Origin of the sequence: Enterobacter sp. MGH119, from assembly GCF_001037675.1 — a bacterium.
GTDB lineage: Bacteria > Pseudomonadota > Gammaproteobacteria > Enterobacterales > Enterobacteriaceae > Enterobacter > Enterobacter hormaechei_C.
This window is the reverse complement of the sequence record NZ_KQ089933.1, coordinates 71,062-91,685: the sequence shown is the minus strand read 5'-3', so window position 1 is coordinate 91,685 and position 20,624 is coordinate 71,062. Positions and strand designations below refer to the sequence as shown.

The window sequence follows — 20,624 nt, the reverse complement described above, 5'->3', positions numbered from 1 at the left end:
ATATTTGCGAAATTGAGGTGAAAATAAAAAGAAGGCTATTTGTTAATGAGGTGATAATTCGTGGTTTAAATATGGATACAACTTATTTATTTTAATTCCCTGCGGCCTGCTTGGCGGGCGGCACTGCGTTTGCCCGGCCTACAAAACCGTAGGCCCGGTAAGCGTCGCGCCACCGGGCATTTACAGTATTAGCGTTTCTTACCCATCGCCGCTGCCAGCGCATCCATCATCGCGCTGTTGCCTGCTGGCTGTGCGTCACGTCCGCGTGGCTTCGCGGCTTTCGCTGCCGGACGCTGCTGTTCACGGCCACCGCCATTACCGCCACGGCGCGCGTTAGTGTCGCCCGGCTGCTCGTCCAGACGCATGGTCAGGGCAATACGCTTGCGCTGGAGATCCACTTCCAGCACTTTCACCTTCACGATGTCGCCCGCTTTGACCACGGTGTGCGGATCTTCAACGAACTTGTCTGCGAGGGAAGAGATATGCACCAGACCGTCCTGATGCACGCCGATATCCACAAACGCGCCAAAGTTGGTGACGTTGGTTACCGCCCCCTCCAGCACCATGCCCGGCAGCAGGTCGTTCATGGTTTCCACGCCGTCAGCAAAGGTCGCGGTTTTAAACTCAGGACGCGGATCGCGGCCCGGTTTTTCCAGCTCTTTGATGATGTCAGTGACCGTCGGCACACCGAACTGTTCGTCGGTGAAATCCACCGCTTTCAGGTTACGCAGCGCGCTGCTGTCGCCCATCAGGTCTTTAAGCGCCTGCTGAGTCGCGGCCAGGATGCGCTCAACAACAGGGTACGCTTCCGGGTGAACGGTAGAGGCATCCAGCGGGTTATCGCCGTGGTTGATGCGCAGGAAGCCCGCGCACTGCTCAAATGCTTTCGGCCCCAGACGGCTCACCTTCAGCAGCTGCTGGCGGTTCTGGAACTGACCGTTCTCATCACGCCAGGCGACGATATTCTGTGCCATCATACGGGTCAGGCCCGCCACGCGGGTCAGCAGGGGAACGGAAGCGGTGTTCAGGTCCACGCCGACGGCGTTAACACAGTCTTCCACTACCGCATCCAGCTTGCGCGCCAGCTGCGTCTGGCTCACGTCGTGCTGATACTGGCCCACACCGATGGATTTCGGGTCGATCTTCACCAGCTCCGCCAGCGGATCCTGCAAACGACGGGCGATAGAGACCGCGCCGCGCAGGGAAACGTCCAGATCCGGGAACTCCTGCGCTGCCAGTTCAGAGGCGGAGTAGACTGATGCCCCCGCTTCGCTGACGATCACTTTCTGCGCCGTCACTTTCGGGAACTGCTTCTGCACGTCGAGATAGAAACGTTCGGTTTCGCGGGACGCCGTACCGTTACCGATGGCAACCAGCTCAACGTTGTACTTCTCGCACAGCGCGGCGACGACGACAGCCGCTTTCGCTGCCTGACCGGTGTGCGGGTAAATGGTGTCGGTGGCAACGAGCTTGCCGGTGCCGTCAACCACGGCCACCTTCACGCCGGTACGCAGACCCGGATCGAGACCCATGGTGGCGCGCAGGCCAGCTGGCGCAGCCATCAGCAGGTCGTGCAGGTTACGGGCGAAGACGTTGATCGCTTCGTCTTCGGCGCGCTCGCGCACGGTGCCCATCAGCTCGGTTTCGAGGTGCATCAGCACCTTGATGCGCCAGGTCCAGCTCACCACGCCTTTGCGCCAGCTGTCCGCCGGGGCGTTGTTCAGGCGCAGACCGAGGTGATCCATAATGATCTGCTCGCAGTGGCTCTCTTTTGGCGGCTCGTCAAACTGCGGATCGGCATTCAGGGAGAGTTGCAGCACGCCTTCGTTACGGCCGCGGAACATCGCCAGCGCGCGGTGAGACGGCGCGGTAGAAATGGGTTCGTGGTGATCGAAATAGTCGCGGAATTTCGCGCCTTCTTCCTCTTTGCCGGACACCACGGTGGAGACGATATGCGCGTTCTTCCACAGGTAATCACGCACTTTGGCCAGCAGCGCCGCGTCTTCGGCGAAGCGCTCCATCAGAATATAGCGAGCACCGTCCAGCGCGGCTTTGGTGTCTGCTACGCCTTTATCGGCGTCGATAAACTTGGCGGCTTCGGTTTCCGGATCGTGAGACGGCTCGTTCCACAGAAGATCGGCCAGTGGCTCAAGGCCGGCTTCGATCGCAATCTGCCCGCGCGTGCGGCGCTTCGGTTTGTACGGCAGATAGAGGTCTTCGAGTTCGGTTTTACTCAGGGTACCGTTAATGGCTTTTTCCAGGTCACTGGTCAGCTTGCCCTGCTCGCCGATAGATTTGAGGATCGCCTGACGTCGGTCTTCCAGCTCGCGCAGATAGCCCAGACGGGTCTCCAGGTTTCGCAGCTGCGTGTCATCCAGACCGCCGGTGACTTCCTTACGATAACGTGCAATAAACGGCACGGTGTTCCCTTCATCAAGCAGGCGAACGGCAGCTTCTACCTGTTCGGCTCTGGCCTGAAGTTCACCCGCAATAATGCGGCAGAGCGACTCTTTCATCATGGTCAGTTCATCTTGTGGATCGAAAATCAGGGGGATAGTTATACGGGCTGACACCAAAAAATGCCAGCCGGGGAGGGCGCTCTCGGACTATTTAACATACACGATTTCGTTGACGTACCAGCTTGCTTCACCTGCGGGCGTCTGGACAACGGCTAAATCGCCCACCTCTTTTTTCAGCAGGGCGCGGGCCATGGGTGAATCGATAGAAATGTAATCCTTACGACCGAAAATTTCATCATAGCCGACGATACGAAAACGCAGGGTATCGCCGTTGTCGTTTTCAATTTCGACCCACGCGCCGAAGAACACTTTACCTTCCTGCTGCGGGGAGTAATCGACAATTTTGAGATTCTCGAGACACTTCGTCAGGTAGCGTACCCGGCGATCGATTTCGCGCAGTCGCTTTTTATTGTACTGATAGTCCGCATTCTCGCTGCGGTCGCCCAGGCTTGCGGCCCAGGTGACTTTTTTGGTCACTTCCGGACGCTCTTCGCGCCACAGGTAATCCATCTCTTTTTTGAGTTTCTCGTACCCTTCGCGGGTGATCAGAGGCGTTTTCATGGTGCAGCCTTTAATGCCGGTTAACTGTCTTTGCGCACAATACGTAGCGCACAGTGTAACAGACAAGATTAATAATGATTTATGTGATGAAATGAACAGATAAGCTGCTGTTAAATATGCTTTGTAACAATTTCGTCTAGAATTTATACCAGAATTTGCTGGTCGAACCCGTGCACTTTTTTAGAATACGCTGTTCCAGGCTTATCCGAACCTTTGGGAGTACACACAATGCAAGAGAACTACAAAATTCTGGTCGTAGATGACGACATGCGCCTGCGTGCGCTGCTGGAACGTTATCTGACCGAGCAGGGCTTCCAGGTTCGTAGCGTCGCGAACGCGGAACAGATGGATCGTCTGCTGACGCGTGAATCTTTCCACCTGATGGTGTTGGACCTGATGCTGCCTGGCGAAGACGGGCTCTCTATTTGCCGCCGTCTGCGCAGCCAGAGCAACCCGATGCCGATCATCATGGTGACGGCGAAGGGTGAAGAAGTCGACCGTATTGTCGGCCTTGAGATTGGCGCTGATGACTACATTCCAAAGCCGTTTAACCCGCGTGAACTGCTGGCGCGTATTCGCGCCGTGCTGCGTCGTCAGGCGAACGAACTGCCGGGCGCGCCATCTCAGGAAGAGGCCGTCATTGCATTCGGTAAGTTCAAGCTGAACCTCGGCACCCGTGAGATGTTCCGTGAAGATGAGCCAATGCCGCTCACCAGCGGTGAGTTCGCGGTGCTGAAAGCGCTGGTCAGCCACCCGCGTGAGCCGCTCTCCCGTGACAAGCTGATGAACCTGGCGCGTGGTCGTGAATACTCCGCGATGGAGCGTTCTATCGACGTGCAGATCTCTCGTCTGCGTCGCATGGTGGAAGAAGATCCGGCGCATCCTCGTTATATTCAGACCGTTTGGGGTCTGGGCTACGTGTTTGTCCCGGACGGCTCTAAAGCATGAGGCGAATGCGCTTCTCGCCGCGAAGTTCGTTTGCCCGCACGCTGTTATTGATCGTCACCCTGCTGTTTGTCAGTCTGGTGACGACCTACCTGGTGGTGCTGAACTTTGCAATCCTGCCGAGCCTTCAGCAGTTTAATAAGGTGCTGGCATACGAAGTGCGTATGCTGATGACCGACAAACTGCAACTGGAGGACGGCACGCAGTTGGTTGTTCCCCCGGCGTTCCGTCGGGAAATCTACCGTGAGCTGGGCATTTCTCTCTACTCGAACGAAGCGGCGGAAGATGCTGGCCTGCGCTGGGCGCAGCACTATGAATTCCTCAGCCAGCAGATGGCGCAGCAGCTTGGCGGCCCGACGGAAGTGCGCGTTGAGGTCAATAAAAGCTCGCCGGTTGTCTGGCTGAAAACCTGGCTGTCACCCAACATCTGGGTGCGTGTTCCGCTCACCGAGATTCATCAGGGCGACTTCTCACCGCTGTTCCGATACACCCTGGCGATCATGCTGCTGGCCATCGGCGGCGCATGGCTGTTTATTCGCATCCAGAACCGACCGCTGGTCGACCTGGAGCATGCGGCATTACAGGTCGGTAAAGGTATTATCCCACCGCCGCTGCGCGAGTATGGCGCATCGGAAGTGCGCTCGGTAACGCGTGCGTTTAACCACATGGCGGCAGGCGTTAAACAGCTGGCGGACGACCGTACGCTGCTGATGGCCGGGGTCAGCCATGACCTTCGCACGCCCCTGACGCGTATCCGGCTGGCGACGGAGATGATGGGCGAGCAGGATGGTTATCTTGCAGAGTCCATCAACAAGGATATCGAAGAGTGTAACGCCATCATCGAGCAGTTTATCGACTACCTGCGCACCGGGCAGGAGATGCCGATGGAGATGGCGGATCTGAATGCGGTTCTGGGCGAAGTGGTTGCTGCCGAAAGCGGCTACGAACGTGAAATTGCGACCGACCTTCAGGCAGGTGAGATTCAGGTACGTATGCACCCGCTCTCCATTAAACGCGCGGTGGCGAATATGGTGGTCAACGCGGCGCGCTACGGCAACGGCTGGATCAAAGTCAGCAGCGGTACGGAACTCAACCGCGCCTGGTTCCAGGTGGAAGACGATGGCCCGGGCATCAAGCCTGAGCAGCGTAAGCACCTGTTCCAGCCATTTGTGCGCGGCGACAGCGCGCGCAGCACCAGCGGAACCGGCTTAGGCCTGGCGATTGTGCAGCGTATTGTTGATAACCATAACGGACTGCTGGAAATTGGCACCAGCGAGCGGGGTGGTTTGAGCATTCGTGCGTGGTTACCGGTGCCGGTTTTACGGGGTCAGGTGAAAGAGAGTTAAAAAAGGGTGGGGCCTGATGCCCTCACCCCGGCCCTCTCCCACGGGGAGAGGGAAAAAACATTAAAAAAGGCAACTTTCGTTGCCTTTTTGCTTTTACCTACAGCTTCGGTCCCGCACTCACCAGCGCAGCACCCGCCGGGGTGTCGGTATACTTCTCGAAGTTTTCGATAAACAGTTTCGCCAGCGATTCAGCCTTCTCACGCCACTGTTCCGGTGAACCGTAGGTGTTACGCGGATCCAGGATACGCGTATCCACGCCCGGCAGCGCTGTTGGGATCGCCAGATCGAACATCGGCAGCGTAAAGGTCTCGGCGTTATCCAGCGAACCATCCAGAATCGCGTCGATGATGGCGCGTGTATCTTTGATGGAGATACGTTTGCCCGTACCGTTCCAGCCGGTGTTTACCAGGTATGCCTGGGCGCCGGATGCCTGCATGCGTTTCACCAGCACTTCCGCGTACTGCGTTGGGTGCAGCGACAGGAACGCCGCGCCGAAGCAGGCGGAGAAGGTTGGGGTTGGCTCGGTCACACCGCGCTCGGTACCCGCCAGTTTAGCGGTAAAGCCGGAGAGGAAATGGTACTGCGTCTGGCTGGCGGTCAGGCGGGAAACCGGTGGCAGCACGCCGAATGCATCCGCGGTCAGGAAAATCACCTTCGTGGCGTGACCCGCCTTCGATACCGGCTTGACGATGTTCTCGATGTGGTAGATCGGGTAAGAGACGCGGGTGTTTTCCGTTTTCGAGGCATCGTCGAAGTCGATAGAGCCATCGGCACGCACGGTGACGTTTTCCAGCAGCGCATCGCGGCGAATCGCGTGGTAGATATCCGGCTCTGCCTCTTCCGACAGGCGAATGGTCTTCGCGTAGCAGCCGCCTTCAAAGTTAAACACGCCGTCATCATCCCAGCCATGTTCATCGTCGCCAATCAGACGACGTTTTGGATCGGTGGACAGCGTTGTTTTACCGGTGCCGGAAAGGCCGAAGAACACTGCTACATCGCCTTTTTCCCCGACGTTCGCCGAGCAGTGCATGGAGGCGATACCGCGCAACGGCAGCAGGTAGTTCATGACCGAGAACATCCCTTTCTTCATTTCGCCGCCGTACCAGGTACCGCCGATCAGCTGGATACGCTCGGTCAGGTTGAAGGCGATAAAGTTTTCGGAGTTCAGACCCTGCTCTTTCCACTGCGGGTTGGTGCATTTCGCGCCGTTCATCACGATAAAGTCAGGGGTGAAGTCTTGCAGTTCTTCATCGGTTGGACGAATGAACATGTTCTTCACAAAATGCGCCTGCCAGGCCACTTCGGTGATAAATCGTACGGAGAGACGGGTGTCGGCGTTAGCGCCGCAGAACGCATCAATAATAAACAGACGCTTGCCGGAAAGCTGATGGGTGACAAGTCCTTTCAGATGCTGCCAGGTTTCCGGGGAGAGCGGTTTGTTATCGTTCTTACCTTTGCCCTTATCAGCCCACCACAGCGTATCGCGGGTGGTGTCATCTCGGACGATATACTTATCTTTCGGCGAACGACCGGTAAAAATACCCGTATCGACGGCGATAGCACCCAGGTTCGTCAACACACCACGCTCGTATCCTTCCAGTGCCGGATTGAGCTCTTCCTGATACAGCGTATCGTAATCGGGGTTGTAGACCACTTCCTGGACGTCGTGAATACCATAAGCCTTGAGATCTTGCGGGGTTAAACCATTAACACGCATATCACTGCTCCTTAGCCAATATGTACTGCCTGAAATTGTAGGGTTTTTCTGAGGATGTTAACCGCGACGGGGCTCATAGATTTACGTATCTGGTCAAAACCCTTACTAACGGAAAACGCTGCGACTCCAGTCACAGGGCGGGCAGATTATCGCAGGAATCGCTTTTTGGATGGGGAAAATGTTCTTAAAAGGTTAATCTCTGGTGAATTTATCCAGAAGAATGTGAATGTAATCGCATACATGTAAGAAAATTACGTAAGGGTTACACTGGGAAAACGATTCAGGTCTCTTGGGTCAGCTATTTTCAGAGTTTGAGGTGGGGGCCAGAGTTTTGCTTTGATGAGACAATAGATTTTCATGAACAAGGGATGAGAAATGGAAAACCGTGAGACGTTATCCGCTTTAACGCGCGTAGCCGTCGTGCTGGCGGGGGCTCTACAGGGCGTAATTTGCTATGTAATCACGTGGTATATCGAGTACGCAAAATTGCCATCGGATACGCTGTGGCTGATGTGTGTAGTACCTGCCACCGTGGTAATGACAACCACGTTGTCTCTTGCCATGACGTCATTCAGAAAGCCATTTTTGTGGCTGTCACTCGGGATGATCGGCGCGGCAGTCGCGGGTATGGGCGGCTGGCTTAAGTGGAGCGTTGCAGGACTCGAAAGCTGGAATCTCAGAGATGAGATGCTCGTTTTCGGCTTTCATCTGCTGCTGATGACGCTGTTCGTGTTGCCATGGCTTCAGCGGCGTCTGGATCCCGTCCCGACTACCTCGTTCTACAGCGACTTTTATCAACGAAACTGGCATAACGCGCTGACACTGCTCATTATTTTTGTTTCGAATGGTCTCTTCTGGCTGGTGCTTTTCCTCTGGGCCGAGCTTTTCGAACTTATCGGCATCGGCTTTTTTGATCGGCTTTTCTTTCATTCTGACGGATTTATTTCAGTGGCGATTGGCGTGGTTTCAGCCAGTGCGGCCGTGCTCACGCGCATGCAGGTAAGGTTAATCTTTGCCCTGCAAAATCTGCTGACCCTCATCGCCACCGGTCTGCTTCCCCTGATGGCGGCGCTGGCGCTGCTCTTTATTGGCGCGTTGCCTTTTGTCGGCTTTGAATCCATTTCAGCCAGAATATCCGCCGCGGGCTTGCTGACCACCTTAGCGCTGCTGCTGTTATTCCTGGTGACGATAGTGTGGCATCCACAGCGTCAAACACTGCCTTACTATGCCCCGCTGCGAGGGATGATTCGCCTCGCTGTGGCTATCGTACCCGCGTATCCGGTTCTGGCGGGGTGGGCGCTGTGGCTACGCATTTCGCAATACGGCTGGTCACCCGAGCGTCTGTACGGGGTATTGATAACCATCGTGGCGCTGGTCTGGGCGATCGGTTTTTGCGCCAGCGCTCTGATTCAGCGCCGTGAACCGCAGAAGATCCATGCGTACGTCATCCCGGCGACCGGGCTGCTTTCCCTCATTTTCCTGGCGTTGGTCCATACCCCCGTGCTGGATCCGTGGCGAATAAGTGTTGCAAGCCATATGGCCCGCTATCAGGACGGCAGAATAACTGCGGATCAAGTCAGCCTGTATATGCTCAGTAACGCTGGACGAAAGGGGCGGGAGGCGATGCTCACGCTGCAAAACGATCCGCAGTTTATCTCTAACCCAAAACGCCAGCGTGAAATAAATGGTCTTCTCTCCAGGAATGCTGGCGGAGCAGGTAAGATGACCGCCGCGATGCTGGAAAAACAGGTCCAGCTCGCACCGGGAATGGCTCATCCTGATAAGACATTGTGGCAAGCCATGCTCAGCAATCAGTATCGCTTCGAGAGCTGCGATAGCGCCCAGAGTAACTGTTTACTTATGCCGCTGGATCTTAACAGCGACGGCAAGCCGGAAGCCGTGCTATTTCAATTTACCGATCGCACGATCGTGGCTTACACACAAACTAACACGGGCTGGAGGATCGCCGGGGACGCGTGGAAAATGCCGGAGGCATTGACCAGAGGAGAACTTGACCGCGCATTAAGGCAGAGGAAAGTGAAATCTGTCGTGAAGCCCTGGGCGGATATTGAGATTTTTGGGGAGCGTGTCGATATGAGCTACGACAGTTACAATAATGCGCAGTGGCGTTAGTGCTTTTTCTTGCCGGGTGGCGCTACGCTTACCCGGCCTACAATTAGCAATCATATCAAAAAATTGCACAATTCATTGTAGGCCCGTGCGAGCATAGCGCCGCCGGGCATCAGGCTCAGAGCTTAGTGAACCTGCGGATCCGCCGGAGAGGCGTTATTGCGGATCTCCGCGATATCCATCGAATTAAACACGTAGTGCGTACCGCAGTAATCACAGTGCATATCGATCTCACCGTCTTCCGCCATGATGCTGTCGATCTCTTCATCCGGCAGCGTTTTCAGGGCGCCGGCACAACGCTCGCGAGAGCAGGTGCACTTAAATTCCACATCCTGCGGATCGTAAACCGTCACTTCTTCTTCGTGGTACAGACGCCACAGCACGTCGGTCGCCGACAGGGTGAACAGCTCTTCCGCTTTGATGGTTTCCGTCAGCGTTGCCAGATGCTCGAAATCATTGGTCTGCGCATCCTGCGCAGGCAGAACCTGAAGCAGCATACCACCGGCAGCAGGCTGACCATCCACTTCACCGGTGCGGATGAACAGACGGGTTGGCAGCTGTTCGGAACGCATGAAGTAATCTTCCAGGCAGGCGGCAAGCGTATCGCCTTCCAGACCGACAACGCCCTGATAGCGCTCACCCTCTTCAGGCGAAATCGTGATAACCAGGTAGCCATTTCCGACCAGCGTTTTCAGATCCGCATTTTCAGGGATATCGCCCTGAACGCGCGCCACGCCGCGCATTTGCTGCTGGTTATTACCGTTGATCACCGCCAGCGACATCGGGCCATCACCCTGCAACTGAACGGTAATATCGCCAGCGAACTTCAGCGTGGCGGTCAGCAGGCTGGTGGCAACCAGCAGTTCGCCCAACAGGGTTTTCACCGGCAGCGGGTAGTTGTGGTTTTCCAGAATCTGTTTCCAGGTTTCGGATACGGTGACCAGCTCGCCGCGCACGGCGAATTGTTCAAACAGATAGCGGTGTAATTGGTCGTGTTGGGCCATTTTCATCTCTCGTGCAGGTGAGGGTTACTCGCTCTCACCGTGTTTAAATTTCATCAGATCGCGGCGCTCTTTTTTATCCGGTCGCCGGTCCGGGTGAGGCATAGTTAGCGCGTTCATTTTGCGCGCCAGCGCGGTTTTCTCGCGCTTCTCTATGCTTTCGGCCGTCTCTTCATACAGCAAAACGGCTTCGGTTGCGGGCCGCCGCTGCTCGGTAATGGCTTTCACCACCACCGTTTTCTCATCGTTGCCCTGGCGAAGCGTTAACGTGGCATTCAGTTCAACCAGCTTGCTCGGTTTGCTGCGCTGACCGTTGTAATGCACCTTTCCGCCGTCAACCATTTCACGGGCAAGGGCGCGCGTTTTGTAAAAACGGGCGGCCCACAGCCATTTATCCAGTCTTACCCCATCAGAGGGTTTTTCTTTCATGGCGTCTCCTTCACGGTGAGTGAGGGGATCATCCGGCGATAGTCGTTCAGCCCCGGATGTCGTAGATAGCTTTTTTCAGCCAGGCCGGAATCCGGATTGGTCACGCCCAGACAATAGCGAATGCCAAAAGCGGCCGCAGAATCCAGAATCGGCTCGCTGTCGTCAATGAACAGCGTGCGTTCCGGCTGTAAACCGGTCTCTTCCACCACGGCATGCCACAACCGCTGATCCTCTTTCGGATAACCAAATGTGTGGGTGGAAAGCAATAAATCAAGGTGTGAAGCAAGCCCGGTATGTTCCAGCTTCACGGCCAGGTTATGGGGATGCGCATTTGTCAGCAAAATACGGCGCTTACCGCAGGCTTTCAGCGCGTCCAGGAACGGGACCGTATCTTCGCGCAGTACGGCGCGTGCGCCCTGGGCGGTGGTCATGGCACAAATATCCAAACCGAGTCGCTCGCTCCAGTAGTCAAGACAGTACCAGTTTAGCGTATGCTGCACCGCGCTATATTGCGAACGAATGAATTCCTGCGCTTCTGCCGGGGAGATCCCCTGCTGTTCACCGTAAGTTTCCGGGACCAGCTTTTGCCAGAAATAGTTATCAAAGGCGAGATCAAGCAGCGTGCCGTCCATATCAAGCAGGACGGTATCGACCGCCTGCCAGTCGATATTAAGATGCATAAGGGGGAACTCCAGCCAGAAGAAACGTGCGCGACAGGGTAGCACAACTTGTCGCGCAGGGACGTTATCCGATCAGGCTCTCAGAAGAGGAGATCAGTTTCGGGTTAAGGCAATTTTCGTAGTAGGCCTGGATTTCTGCCAGCCGCGTGCGGGAACGCTGATAGCGGCGTACGGCCTGATAACCGTTCCAGACGATGCACGCCAGCATCGCAATCAGCAGCAGGGATGTCCCTATATAGCGCCACAGGCCAGCGCTATCCGGCATACGGTGCAGGCCAATATGACGCGTGCCGTTGGCGTCGGTGAAGAGGGTGGTGACGATCCCTTCCGCGCTGAATGGCGTCTGCATCAGCATCTGCGCCAGACGCTGGAATTCGCTCCACTGCTCCTGGGCAGGATAGTCATACAGCGAAACCTGCGGATAAGGTTGATCCACCAGGTCGCTGCCTTCATCGCTGGCAATCACAAAACCGCCCGGCGCCGGGCTGTTAAGCGCCTGGGCGGCACGGGTGGTTTCACGCATCACGAAGGGGGCGGTAGAGGTCGCCACCAGATTATCCAGCGACTCGGCGCTGACCGGACGCAGAAGCACGTTCACACCGTCCAGGCGTCCCGCTTCGGCGCGTTTCACCAGCGCGTCCCAGTCTTTGCTGTTGCCGAGGTTGACGAGCGCGTTCTTCAGCCGGATACAGTCATCCTGGGCGGAACAGAGATCCTCGGTTTTCAGGACGATTTCGCCAAAGTCATCCAGCAGCACCATGCCCGACTTCTGAATAGCCGAACGCAGGGCAGGGCTGACGCGAGAATCATCATCCGGTTTTGGATGGAGCTGGCGATTAATCGTCTGGGTGAGCGCAGTGGCCTTATTGACCACATCCGATTCCGGCAGCGGCAGCGGAGAGGCGTCATTCCAGATGATCTGAGAGCAGTCGAACGGCGCGAACGGCGAGTTCTGGCGCGTGTTCCAGGCACCCGGTGAGTGGATATTACACATCCCGGTGCCTTTGAGGCGCAACGTATCTCCCACGCGTACACCCGCTTCTTCGAGCTGCTGTACGCTGGTGGCTTCCACGGTTTGCGCCCCTTTGATCCATGACAGGGTAAATTTAATTGGCATATCCAGCGGCACGAAAAGCAGCAGCATGAGGAAGATTAACGCGGCGCCACCGGCAATCACCGCGCTGCGAAGCCAGTGCTGAAGCGGGAAGTTTTTCACTTCGTCGTGCAGGGATAAGTAGCGCCCCTGGCGTACAACGTGGCGGTCGAGATAGATATCAATATCCGTTTTGTGGCCCAGGTCCTGCGCAATCCACGGCTGCCAGTGGCGTGGATAGATAAGATCGATGATCCCGAGCGAGATATTGTTGATATGTTCCTGATCGTTCTCACCGAACAGTCCCCAGCGTTTTGGGGTTCCGCGCAGGCAGTGAATTTCGCGTAATGACGTTTTTGCCGGCGGGGCAAATATGCCCCACAGCCCGGCGGCCAGAAGCAGTACTGCGCCACCCGCGAGCCACGGAACAAACACGTCCGGCGTCAGCAGGCAGATGAAAAAGAGCAGGAACGAGGCGACAATCAACACCGCTTCGCGAATGCCATCCGGGCGGCTCAGGACGTACTCTTCATGCGTTTCCTGGCGGATGTTGAGCAGTTCAATCTGCTCTGTCTCTTCACCACGAATAGAGGCCTGCGTTCCGCTCGCGCGTTCCAGCGCAAAGCGTGGCGCTTCTTGAACATATTCGCTCAGAGTATGACCATTAAGGGAGATAACCAGCGGCAGCGTATCGGTATGGATGAGCTCGACGCTGTTTTCGTCGTTGATATACTGTTCCCAGAAGGGAGGCAGGTGCACTTCAACAGAGTCGAGATAGTAACGCCATTTATTGGGATCGTCGGTTGTGATGCCGTAGCGGGTAATGGAGCGCGTCACGCACAGAACGGTGTCGCTTTGGGCGTTAAGGTTGAGCGATACGGGGGCGGTGCTGGCGCCGGTAGGGCCAGGCGAAAGCCGGGATCGGTTCAGCGTGTCGAGATACTGCTCAACGGTGCTGCGTTCCTCTGGCGAAAGCTTGCGCGTGTTTGCCCCGGCGAACGCGTTTAAAAAGGGCAGCCGATAACGGCGATGTACGCGGCGCCTGAATACCCACACCGCAATCGACGCGCAGGCCAGCACAGCAGCGAGAAAAATCAAAATGGTGCTCATGCTTTCCCCATCTTACTTATCTTCTTACAGGTGTTGTCAGTCGCACCTTTTGTACAATGAATGAGATTCTGTGGTCGGCTATCGGCAAGTATGGAGTCTAACTTGAGCATGTTGACGCGCATCCCAGTGACCGGTAATGATAACAAAGCCTGTTCCGGCGCGATATCAGCAAATTCCTGGAAACATTTCAACCTCTTGACATTTGTTTTGAAATGAGAATCGCATTCAATTACGTTGCATAAATGTAAATAAAGAGCAATTGACATTGCCGAAACCGTGCGGCGTATCGCACAATAAAGCCAGTTCACCCAGCAAAGACCCGTCAAGATGACCAAACCCTTACAAAAGCCCACCATTCTGAATGTTGAAACCGTCGCGAAATCGCGTCTGTTTAATGTCGAAAGCGTGGATCTGGAGTTCAGCAACGGTGTGCGTCGTGTTTATGAGCGTATGCGCCCCTCCTCGCGTGAAGCGGTGATGATAGTGCCTATCGTCGACGAGCACCTGATCCTCATTCGTGAATACGCCGTGGGCACTGAATCCTACGAGCTGGGCTTCTCCAAAGGACTGATCGATCCGGGCGAAACGGTGTTTGAAGCGGCAAACCGGGAGCTGAAAGAAGAGGTCGGTTTTGGCGCGAAAGAGCTGACGTTCCTGAAAAAGCTGAGCATGGCGCCGTCCTATTTCTCCAGCAAAATGAACATCGTTGTCGCGGAAGGTCTCTATCCTGAATCGCTGGAAGGAGACGAGCCGGAACCGCTGCCGCAGGTTCGCTGGCCGCTGGCTCATCTGATGGATTTGCTGGAAGATCCTGACTTTAACGAGGCACGCAACGTGAGCGCACTGTTCCTGGTACGAGAGTGGCTGAAGGGGCAGGGTCGTTTGTAGCGCCACCATTAAAAACGGCAACCGAAGGTTGCCGTTTTGCATTGATGTTGTAGGCCGGGTCAGGCGTAGTCGCCACCCGGCTTTTTAGTTGGCGTCAGAACAGTTCGTGCGTCTCGCCGTTATCAATGATCTCTGTACCCACCTCATGCACCGCCTGCGTGGTTGGCTGCGTACCCTCGATGAAATACTCGGCACGGCTATTACCGCCATTCGCGAGCTGTCCAGTGCTGCGGTCAATATTGATCGTGACAATGCCCGGCGGAGGCGTTAGCGGCTGCTCCGGCACGCCCTCGAGAGCGGCCTTCATGTAAGCATCCCAGGCCGGTTGCGCACTCTTAGCCCCACCCTCGTAACCGGAAATCTGATCTTTAATCGCGCCAGAAGCGGTTGTGCGCCCCAGAGTGCGGCGGTGATCGTCAAAACCAATCCAGACCGAGGTGACAACGCCCGGGCCATAACCTGAGAACCAGGCATCTTTTGAACTGTTGGTTGTCCCGGTTTTGCCGCCGATGTCGTGGCGCTGCAAATCGCGGCCCGCTCGCCAGCCGGTGCCTTGCCAGCCCGGTTCGCCAAAGATGTTGGTGTTCAGTGCGCTCTTAATCAGGAACGACAGCGGCGTGCTGATCACGTGCGGGGCGTACTCCTGCGCGCCACTCTGGGCGACCAGCGCCTGATTGGCCTGTTCCAGCTGAGGCTGCGGCACCGCCAGATTCTGACGTTCCTGAGAGATCGCCACATCTTCCATATCCTTGTTTTCCAGGACATTGGATTTTGGCGTGTCGCCGTAAATCACCGGAATATCGCATTCAGGGCAGGCAATTTTCGGTTTCGCTTCAAACAGTACGCCGCCCTGATCGTTCTCGATTTTGCTGATGAAATACGGATCGACCAGGAAGCCGCCGTTCGCCATCACCGAATAGCCACGCGCAACCTGGAGCGGCGTAAAGGACGCGGAGCCGAGCGCCAGAGATTCAGTATGAACGATGTTTTGCGCCGGGAAGCCGAAGCGTTGCAGATACTCTGCCGCATAATCCACGCCCATCGCACGCATCGCGCGAACCATGACCACGTTCTTCGACTGGCCAAGGCCCTGACGCAGACGGATAGGGCCAGCGTATTGCGCCGGAGAGTTCTTCGGCTGCCAGTCAGAGCCCGCACCGGCATCCCAGCGGGAAATTGGCACGTCGTTGAGAATGCTGGCGAGAGTCAGCCCCTTATCCATCGCCGCGGTATACAGGAATGGTTTGATGTTAGAACCAACCTGACGCAGCGCCTGGGTCGCGCGGTTAAATTTGCTCTGGTTGAAATCGAACCCGCCAACCAGCGCCATCACGGCGCCGTTCTGCGGATTGATGGAGACCAGCGCAGAGTTTACGTCCGGCACCTGCGCCAGCCACCAGGCATCACCGACCTGACGCACCCAGATTTGTTGTCCGGTTTGTACGACATCGGTCACTTTACGTGGCGTTGGCCCCTGAAGGGTGTCAGAACGGTATGGACGCGCCCAGCGGACACCCTCCATGCGCAGCGAAACGGATGTGCCATCGGCCATCATCGCCACCGCTTCCTGTGGATCGGCCTGGGTGACGACCGCCGGACGCAGCGGGCCATAGGTCGGCAGCGCTTTCAGGGAATCCGTGATTTTTTTACTGTCCCATGCGCCTTCACCCACTTTCCACAGCACGTTGGACGGGCCGCGGTAGCCGTGACGCATATCGTAATCCATCACGTTATTACGCACCGCCTGCTGGGCAGCCTGCTGCACCTTGCGGGTCACGGTGGTATAGACGCGATAACCATCTTCATACGCTTTATCACCGTAGCGACTCACCATCTCCTGGCGAACCATTTCAGTGAGATACGGGGCAGAGAAAGCGATTTCCGGCGCATGGTAATTGGCGTCAATAACGTCGCTGCGCGCCTTATCGTACTCAGACTGGCTGATATAGCCTTCGCTCAACATACGCGACAGCACCACGTTACGGCGCGCGGTGGCGCGGTCCAGCGAGTAGAGCGGGTTAAAGGTGGATGGCGCTTTTGGCAGGCCGGCAATGGTCGCCATTTCGCTCAGCGTGAGCTGATCGATCGGCTTACCAAAATAGACCTGAGCCGCAGCCCCTACGCCATAGGCGCGGTAGCCCAGATAGATCTTGTTGAGGTAAAGCTCAAGGATCTCGTCTTTGCTCAGCAGTTGCTCAATGCGGATCGCGAGGAACACCTCTTTGATCTTACGCATCAGCGTCTTTTCCGGGCTGAGGAAGAAGTTACGCGCCAGCTGCTGGGTAATGGTACTTGCCCCCTGAGAGGCATGACCGGAGAACAGCGCCACGCTTGCCGCACGGAAAATACCGACCGGATCGACACCGTGGTGCTCGTAAAAACGGCTGTCCTCGGTGGCGATAAAAGCCTTCACCATCACGGGTGGAATTTGATTTAAGGTCAGTGGGATACGACGTTTCTCGCCGTATTGCGCCATCAGTTCACCATCGGCGCTATAGACCTGCATAGGGATCTGAAGCCGCACATCACGAAGCGTGGCGACATCAGGGAGTTGCGGCTCGACATATTTGTACAAACCAATAATCGAGCCTGCTCCCAGCAGAATGCAACAGACTGCAAGGATCAATAAATACTTTACGAACTTCACCGGAGATTTCCCATTTGGTTTAGCCTGGGCAGTTTCTAAACAATCGCGCGGTAGTATAAAGGCAAGCCTGATTCATTGATATAGCCGTCACTCCGACGGGCGATAAGGAGATCGTGAAGCATGGCTTTTAAAACGTGGCAAGCAGGTGTTCATATTCAACAGGATAAGGTGGTTGCGGTAGCGCTGACCAGAGAGCGGGCCGGATGGCGTTTACGGCGCTGGTGGGCGGTGCCGCTGTCGGACGGCGTTATCGGGGAAGGCAAAATACTTAAGCCAGAAGAGCTGGTTAACGCATTACGTGGCTGGCGGAAAACATTGCCGCACTCGCATCGGGTATTCCTCTCATTTCCGGCAACGCGCGTTCTGCAACGCGCGTTGCCCCGTCCATCCGTTACCTTGCGTGACAGCGAACAGCTCACCTGGGTAGGCGCCGCATTAGCGCGTGAGCTGGAGATGCCCGCCGATACGCTCTGCTTTGACTACGCGCAGGATACGTTCAGCAACACTTTTCAGGTTACCGCAGCGCAAAACAGAGAAGTCGATACCCTGTTGACGCTGGCGAACGCGCTGCGTTTGCGTCTGGCAGCAATCGCCCCGGATGCCGGCGCGCTGGCTAATCTTCTCTCTGCTGTTGCCCCCGCCCGGTGCGTCGCCTGGAGAGATCAACACCAGTGGCTATGGGCGATGCGTCACCAGTGGGGGCGGCGTTACACCACAGAAGCGGCGACGGTGAATGAACTGGCGGCGCTGCTTGCGCTTTCTTCTTCTGATATCGCCGTGTTTGATGCTGCCCGCGATCCCTGGGAAGCGGTGACGCTGTGCCAGCCGCCGCTGCCGGAATGCGGTGCTGATTACACCGTCGCCCTGGCGCTGGCCATGAGCGAGGCGCCGTAATGAGCATGCCCAATCTTTTACCCTGGCGTCGGCAGCAACGTAATCAGCGCCTGCGTTTCTGGGGGCTGCTGTTTGCCGCCTCATTGCTGGTGATGCTGGCGGGTGGTTTCAGTCTGCGGGCGACGCAGTCTCTCGCGTTACAGGCGTTGCAGAGCGAACTGGCGGGGACTCGGGCGGTGCAGAAAGTATTGAGAGCCCGTCAGCCGCAGTCAGCGGGGCTGAAAACCCCTTCGCCGCCGTCTGATCCGGCCTGGCAACCCGCGCTGGAATCGCTTGCCAGCGCAATGCCCCGGCAGGCGTGGCTGACGGCGCTGCGTTATCAGCCACCCTCGCTGACCCTGACCGGCTATACCACTTCACTGCCAGCGCTCGCAGCCATGACCGATGCGCTGAAAAGGGTGACGGGATTTAACCCCGGACCGGCAGGCGAACTGCAACAGGATAGCCTGGGGCGATGGATGTTCTCTTTTAAACTGCATAGCCGGAGGTAGCCGGTGGGTATCTGGTATCAACGCTGGGCTGATGCACGTCCTTCCCGGCGCGTCCTTTGCTGGTTGATCGCGTCGGGGCTTGTTGCGTGGGCAATTTGGGGACTGCTGCTCAGGCCCGCTGCTCTGCGTTACGCCGATGTTCAGGCGCAGGCCATCAGTGCGAAGCGAATCAACGCCTCGCTGTGGCCAGAGGCCGGACGGCAAGCAGTGTTTACGCAAGTGACGCCCTCGCGGCCCTTTTCTCCCCTGGCATTTCAGCGTGAGGACGCAAGGCTGGTGTACTGGAAGCCGCAGCAGAGTGGGGGAGAGCTGGCGCTGGATGCCTCATGGGGCGCGGTTCCGGCGCTCTTTTCCCGGCTGGCGCTTGAGAACGTGCGGGTGAGTGCGTTTTCCATCATCCCACAGGGCAAACAGTTACGCCTCAGCCTGCAACTGGAGATCGGTCATGCGCAGTAAAGCCCGTTTAGTCATCCTGCTTTCTCCGCTTTTCCTGACCGGGATGCGGGATCCCTTCTCTGTGCCGGAAGAGCGTTGCGCAGCCGGGCAGCTCAGCCAGTGGCGGTATCAGGGGATAGTCAGCGGCAGCAGGGATATCGGCCTTATGCAGGACGGGCAGAAACGCTGGCACCGGGTAAAAACGCAGATGCGGTTACCGACAGGCTGGCGGGTGTGCGCGATAGATAGACAACAACTGACCGTTGATGTCGGCGATATGTGCGAGCCGAAGCGATGGACATGGCAACGAGAAGGAACGAAAAAAAGTGAAGATAAGGATAGGGCTGTTACTGGCGGTACTCAGCCAGCCCCTGTGGGCCGCGACGCCAAAACCGGTCACCCTGCTGGTGGATGATGTCCCGGTGGTGCAAATATTACAGGCGCTGGTAGCGCAGGAGGATCGCAATCTGGTGGTGTCGCCGGATGTCAGCGGTTCGCTTTCGCTGAATTTAACGCGGGTGCCCTGGAGGCAGGCGCTTCAGACGGTAGTGAACAGCGCCGGGCTGGTATTGCGGGAAGAGGGCGGCATTTTTTATGTGCATACGGCGGCCTGGCAACGGGAGCAACAGACGCGTAAAGAGCAGGAGCGGGCCCAGCGTCTGCTCGACGCCCCGCTGCACTCTCACAGCATTCCGTTTGCTTATGCGGATGCGGCCGAATTGCAAAAAGCGGCGGAAAAGCTCTTAAGCCCGAAAGGCAGTCTCTCCGTCGACAAGCGCACCAACCGTTTCCTGGTCAGGGATAACCAGACGGTGGTGGATATGCTCCAGCGCTGGGCTGTGCAGATGGATCTGCCCGTCGAGCAGGTGGAACTGGCGGCGCAGATTGTGACCATCAGTGAAAAAAGCCTGCGTGAACTGGGGGTGAAATGGAACCTCGCTGACGCAACGGAGGCCAGTAAAGTGGGTCAGGTCACGACGCTGGGTGCGGACCTGTCGGTGGCCAGTGCGACCACCCACGCAGGGTTTAACATCGGGCGCATCAACGGCAGGATGCTGGATCTTGAGTTGTCGGCGCTTGAGCAAAAGCAGCAGGTGGATATCATCGCCAGCCCGCGGCTGCTGGCATCGCACATGCAGCCGGCCAGCATCAAGCAGGGCAGCGAAATTCCGTATCAGGTTTCCAGCGGCGAGAGCGGGGCGACATCCGTTGAATTTAAAGAAGCGGTATTAGGCATGGAGGTCACGCCGGTGGTTCTGCCGGGTGGTCGTGTGCGCCTGAAATTGCATATCAGTGAAAATATGCCCGGCCAGGTGCTGCAACAGGCAGACGGCGAAACGCTGGCGATCGATAAGCAGGAGATCGAAACGCAGGTTGAGGTAAAAAGTGGGGAAACGCTCGCGCTGGGCGGGATCTTTTCGCAAAAGAATAAAACCGGACGCGACAGCGTGCCCGTGCTGGGCAACATTCCGTGGCTGGGTCAGCTGTTCCGCCATGACGGAAAAGATAACGAACGGCGCGAGTTAGTGGTGTTTATCACGCCACGTCTGGTCAGTATTCAGTAATGGGTAACGATCCCCGCAATGATTTTGCATTCAGTTTGTTGCAGATGTTTGACGTGGGGCATGAATTAGCATACAAGGAGTACCGATTTGAGTTGGACTTACGTCTTATTTCCTTATGCGCCGGGAACGGTGATTTAATCAGTTGCCAAACAAGCCGGAGTATTGAGATAATT

General features: G+C 56.6%; 17 protein-coding genes. 9 read left to right on the top strand and 8 right to left on the bottom strand.

The window, feature by feature from the left end; genetic code table 11:
- Positions 1–188: 188 nt before the first annotated feature.
- Both SK53_RS19135 and greB read right to left on the bottom strand, forming a co-directional pair.
- A complete protein-coding gene (locus SK53_RS19135) occupies positions 189–2,519 on the bottom strand; it encodes a Tex family protein (RefSeq protein WP_023314958.1) in 2,331 nt (776 codons plus the stop codon).
- A gap of 87 nt (positions 2,520–2,606) precedes the next feature.
- On the bottom strand, positions 2,607–3,080 hold the full coding sequence (greB, locus tag SK53_RS19130) for a transcription elongation factor GreB (protein ID WP_003861614.1): 474 nt from the start codon (positions 3,078–3,080) through the stop codon (positions 2,607–2,609).
- A gap of 228 nt (positions 3,081–3,308) precedes the next feature.
- Between greB and ompR the strand changes: the two genes are divergently transcribed.
- Both ompR and envZ read left to right on the top strand, forming a co-directional pair.
- Positions 3,309–4,028 (top strand): osmolarity response regulator transcription factor OmpR, encoded by a 720-nt coding sequence (gene ompR, locus SK53_RS19125; RefSeq protein ID WP_001157751.1) that lies wholly within the window; start codon positions 3,309–3,311, stop codon positions 4,026–4,028.
- Positions 4,025–5,371 carry a two-component system sensor histidine kinase EnvZ gene (gene envZ / locus SK53_RS19120; RefSeq protein WP_003861615.1) on the top strand — a complete coding sequence of 449 codons (1,347 nt, stop codon included), beginning with the start codon at positions 4,025–4,027 and terminating at the stop codon, positions 5,369–5,371. Before ompR ends, envZ begins: the two co-directional genes overlap by 4 nt.
- 97 nt (positions 5,372–5,468) lie before the next feature.
- On the opposite strand, the gene pckA is transcribed toward envZ, so the two are convergent.
- Positions 5,469–7,088 carry a phosphoenolpyruvate carboxykinase (ATP) gene (gene pckA, locus SK53_RS19115; RefSeq protein WP_003861616.1) on the bottom strand — a complete coding sequence of 540 codons (1,620 nt, stop codon included), beginning with the start codon at positions 7,086–7,088 and terminating at the stop codon, positions 5,469–5,471.
- Between the two features lie 375 nt (positions 7,089–7,463).
- On the opposite strand from pckA, the gene SK53_RS19110 reads away from it, so the two are divergent.
- Entirely contained in the window at positions 7,464–9,221 is a 1,758-nt protein-coding gene (locus SK53_RS19110; protein ID WP_048209891.1) for a DUF4153 domain-containing protein, read from the top strand.
- Positions 9,222–9,343: 122 nt separating this feature from the next.
- Here SK53_RS19110 and hslO read toward each other — a convergent pair whose 3' ends face one another.
- The 4 genes from hslO to SK53_RS19090 form a co-directional block, all read right to left on the bottom strand.
- Positions 9,344–10,222 carry an Hsp33 family molecular chaperone HslO gene (gene hslO, locus SK53_RS19105; RefSeq protein ID WP_023304550.1) on the bottom strand — a complete coding sequence of 293 codons (879 nt, stop codon included), beginning with the start codon at positions 10,220–10,222 and terminating at the stop codon, positions 9,344–9,346.
- Between the two features lie 24 nt (positions 10,223–10,246).
- The gene (gene hslR, locus SK53_RS19100) at positions 10,247–10,648 is read right to left on the bottom strand and encodes a ribosome-associated heat shock protein Hsp15 (RefSeq protein WP_003861618.1); all 402 of its coding nucleotides are present in this window, start codon (positions 10,646–10,648) and stop codon (positions 10,247–10,249) included.
- Entirely contained in the window at positions 10,645–11,328 is a 684-nt protein-coding gene (yrfG, locus tag SK53_RS19095; RefSeq protein WP_003861619.1) for a GMP/IMP nucleotidase, read from the bottom strand. The genes hslR and yrfG overlap by 4 nt, the downstream gene beginning before the upstream one ends.
- A 64-nt stretch (positions 11,329–11,392) precedes the next feature.
- Positions 11,393–13,531, bottom strand: coding sequence for an intracellular growth attenuator family protein (locus tag SK53_RS19090; RefSeq protein WP_048209890.1), 2,139 nt, complete (start codon positions 13,529–13,531; stop codon positions 11,393–11,395).
- A 327-nt stretch (positions 13,532–13,858) separates the two neighbouring features.
- On the opposite strand from SK53_RS19090, the gene nudE reads away from it, so the two are divergent.
- Positions 13,859–14,419, top strand: coding sequence for an ADP compounds hydrolase NudE (gene nudE / locus SK53_RS19080; protein WP_048209889.1), 561 nt, complete (start codon positions 13,859–13,861; stop codon positions 14,417–14,419).
- A gap of 94 nt (positions 14,420–14,513) precedes the next feature.
- Here the strand turns inward: nudE and mrcA are convergent, their stop codons facing one another.
- A complete protein-coding gene (mrcA, locus tag SK53_RS19075; protein WP_003861623.1) occupies positions 14,514–17,066 on the bottom strand; it encodes a peptidoglycan glycosyltransferase/peptidoglycan DD-transpeptidase MrcA in 2,553 nt (850 codons plus the stop codon).
- A gap of 120 nt (positions 17,067–17,186) precedes the next feature.
- Here mrcA and pilM point away from each other — a divergent pair, with 120 nt between their 5' ends.
- The 5 genes from pilM (at position 17,187) to hofQ (ending at position 20,451) form a co-directional block, all read left to right on the top strand.
- Entirely contained in the window at positions 17,187–17,960 is a 774-nt protein-coding gene (gene pilM, locus SK53_RS19070; protein WP_045894715.1) for a pilus assembly protein PilM, read from the top strand.
- Positions 17,960–18,451: a PilN domain-containing protein gene (locus SK53_RS19065; RefSeq protein WP_023314951.1), complete on the top strand. Its 492-nt coding sequence runs from the start codon at positions 17,960–17,962 to the stop codon at positions 18,449–18,451. Before pilM ends, SK53_RS19065 begins: the two co-directional genes overlap by 1 nt.
- Before the next feature lie 276 nt (positions 18,452–18,727).
- Positions 18,728–18,907, top strand: coding sequence for a HofO family protein (locus SK53_RS23960; RefSeq protein WP_022651950.1), 180 nt, complete (start codon positions 18,728–18,730; stop codon positions 18,905–18,907).
- Positions 18,897–19,301 carry a HofP DNA utilization family protein gene (locus SK53_RS19055; protein ID WP_048209888.1) on the top strand — a complete coding sequence of 135 codons (405 nt, stop codon included), beginning with the start codon at positions 18,897–18,899 and terminating at the stop codon, positions 19,299–19,301. Before SK53_RS23960 ends, SK53_RS19055 begins: the two co-directional genes overlap by 11 nt.
- Positions 19,213–20,451, top strand: a complete 1,239-nt coding sequence (gene hofQ / locus SK53_RS19050) for a DNA uptake porin HofQ (protein WP_023314949.1) — start codon at positions 19,213–19,215, stop codon at positions 20,449–20,451. The genes SK53_RS19055 and hofQ overlap by 89 nt, the downstream gene beginning before the upstream one ends.
- Positions 20,452–20,624: the final 173 nt, after the last annotated feature.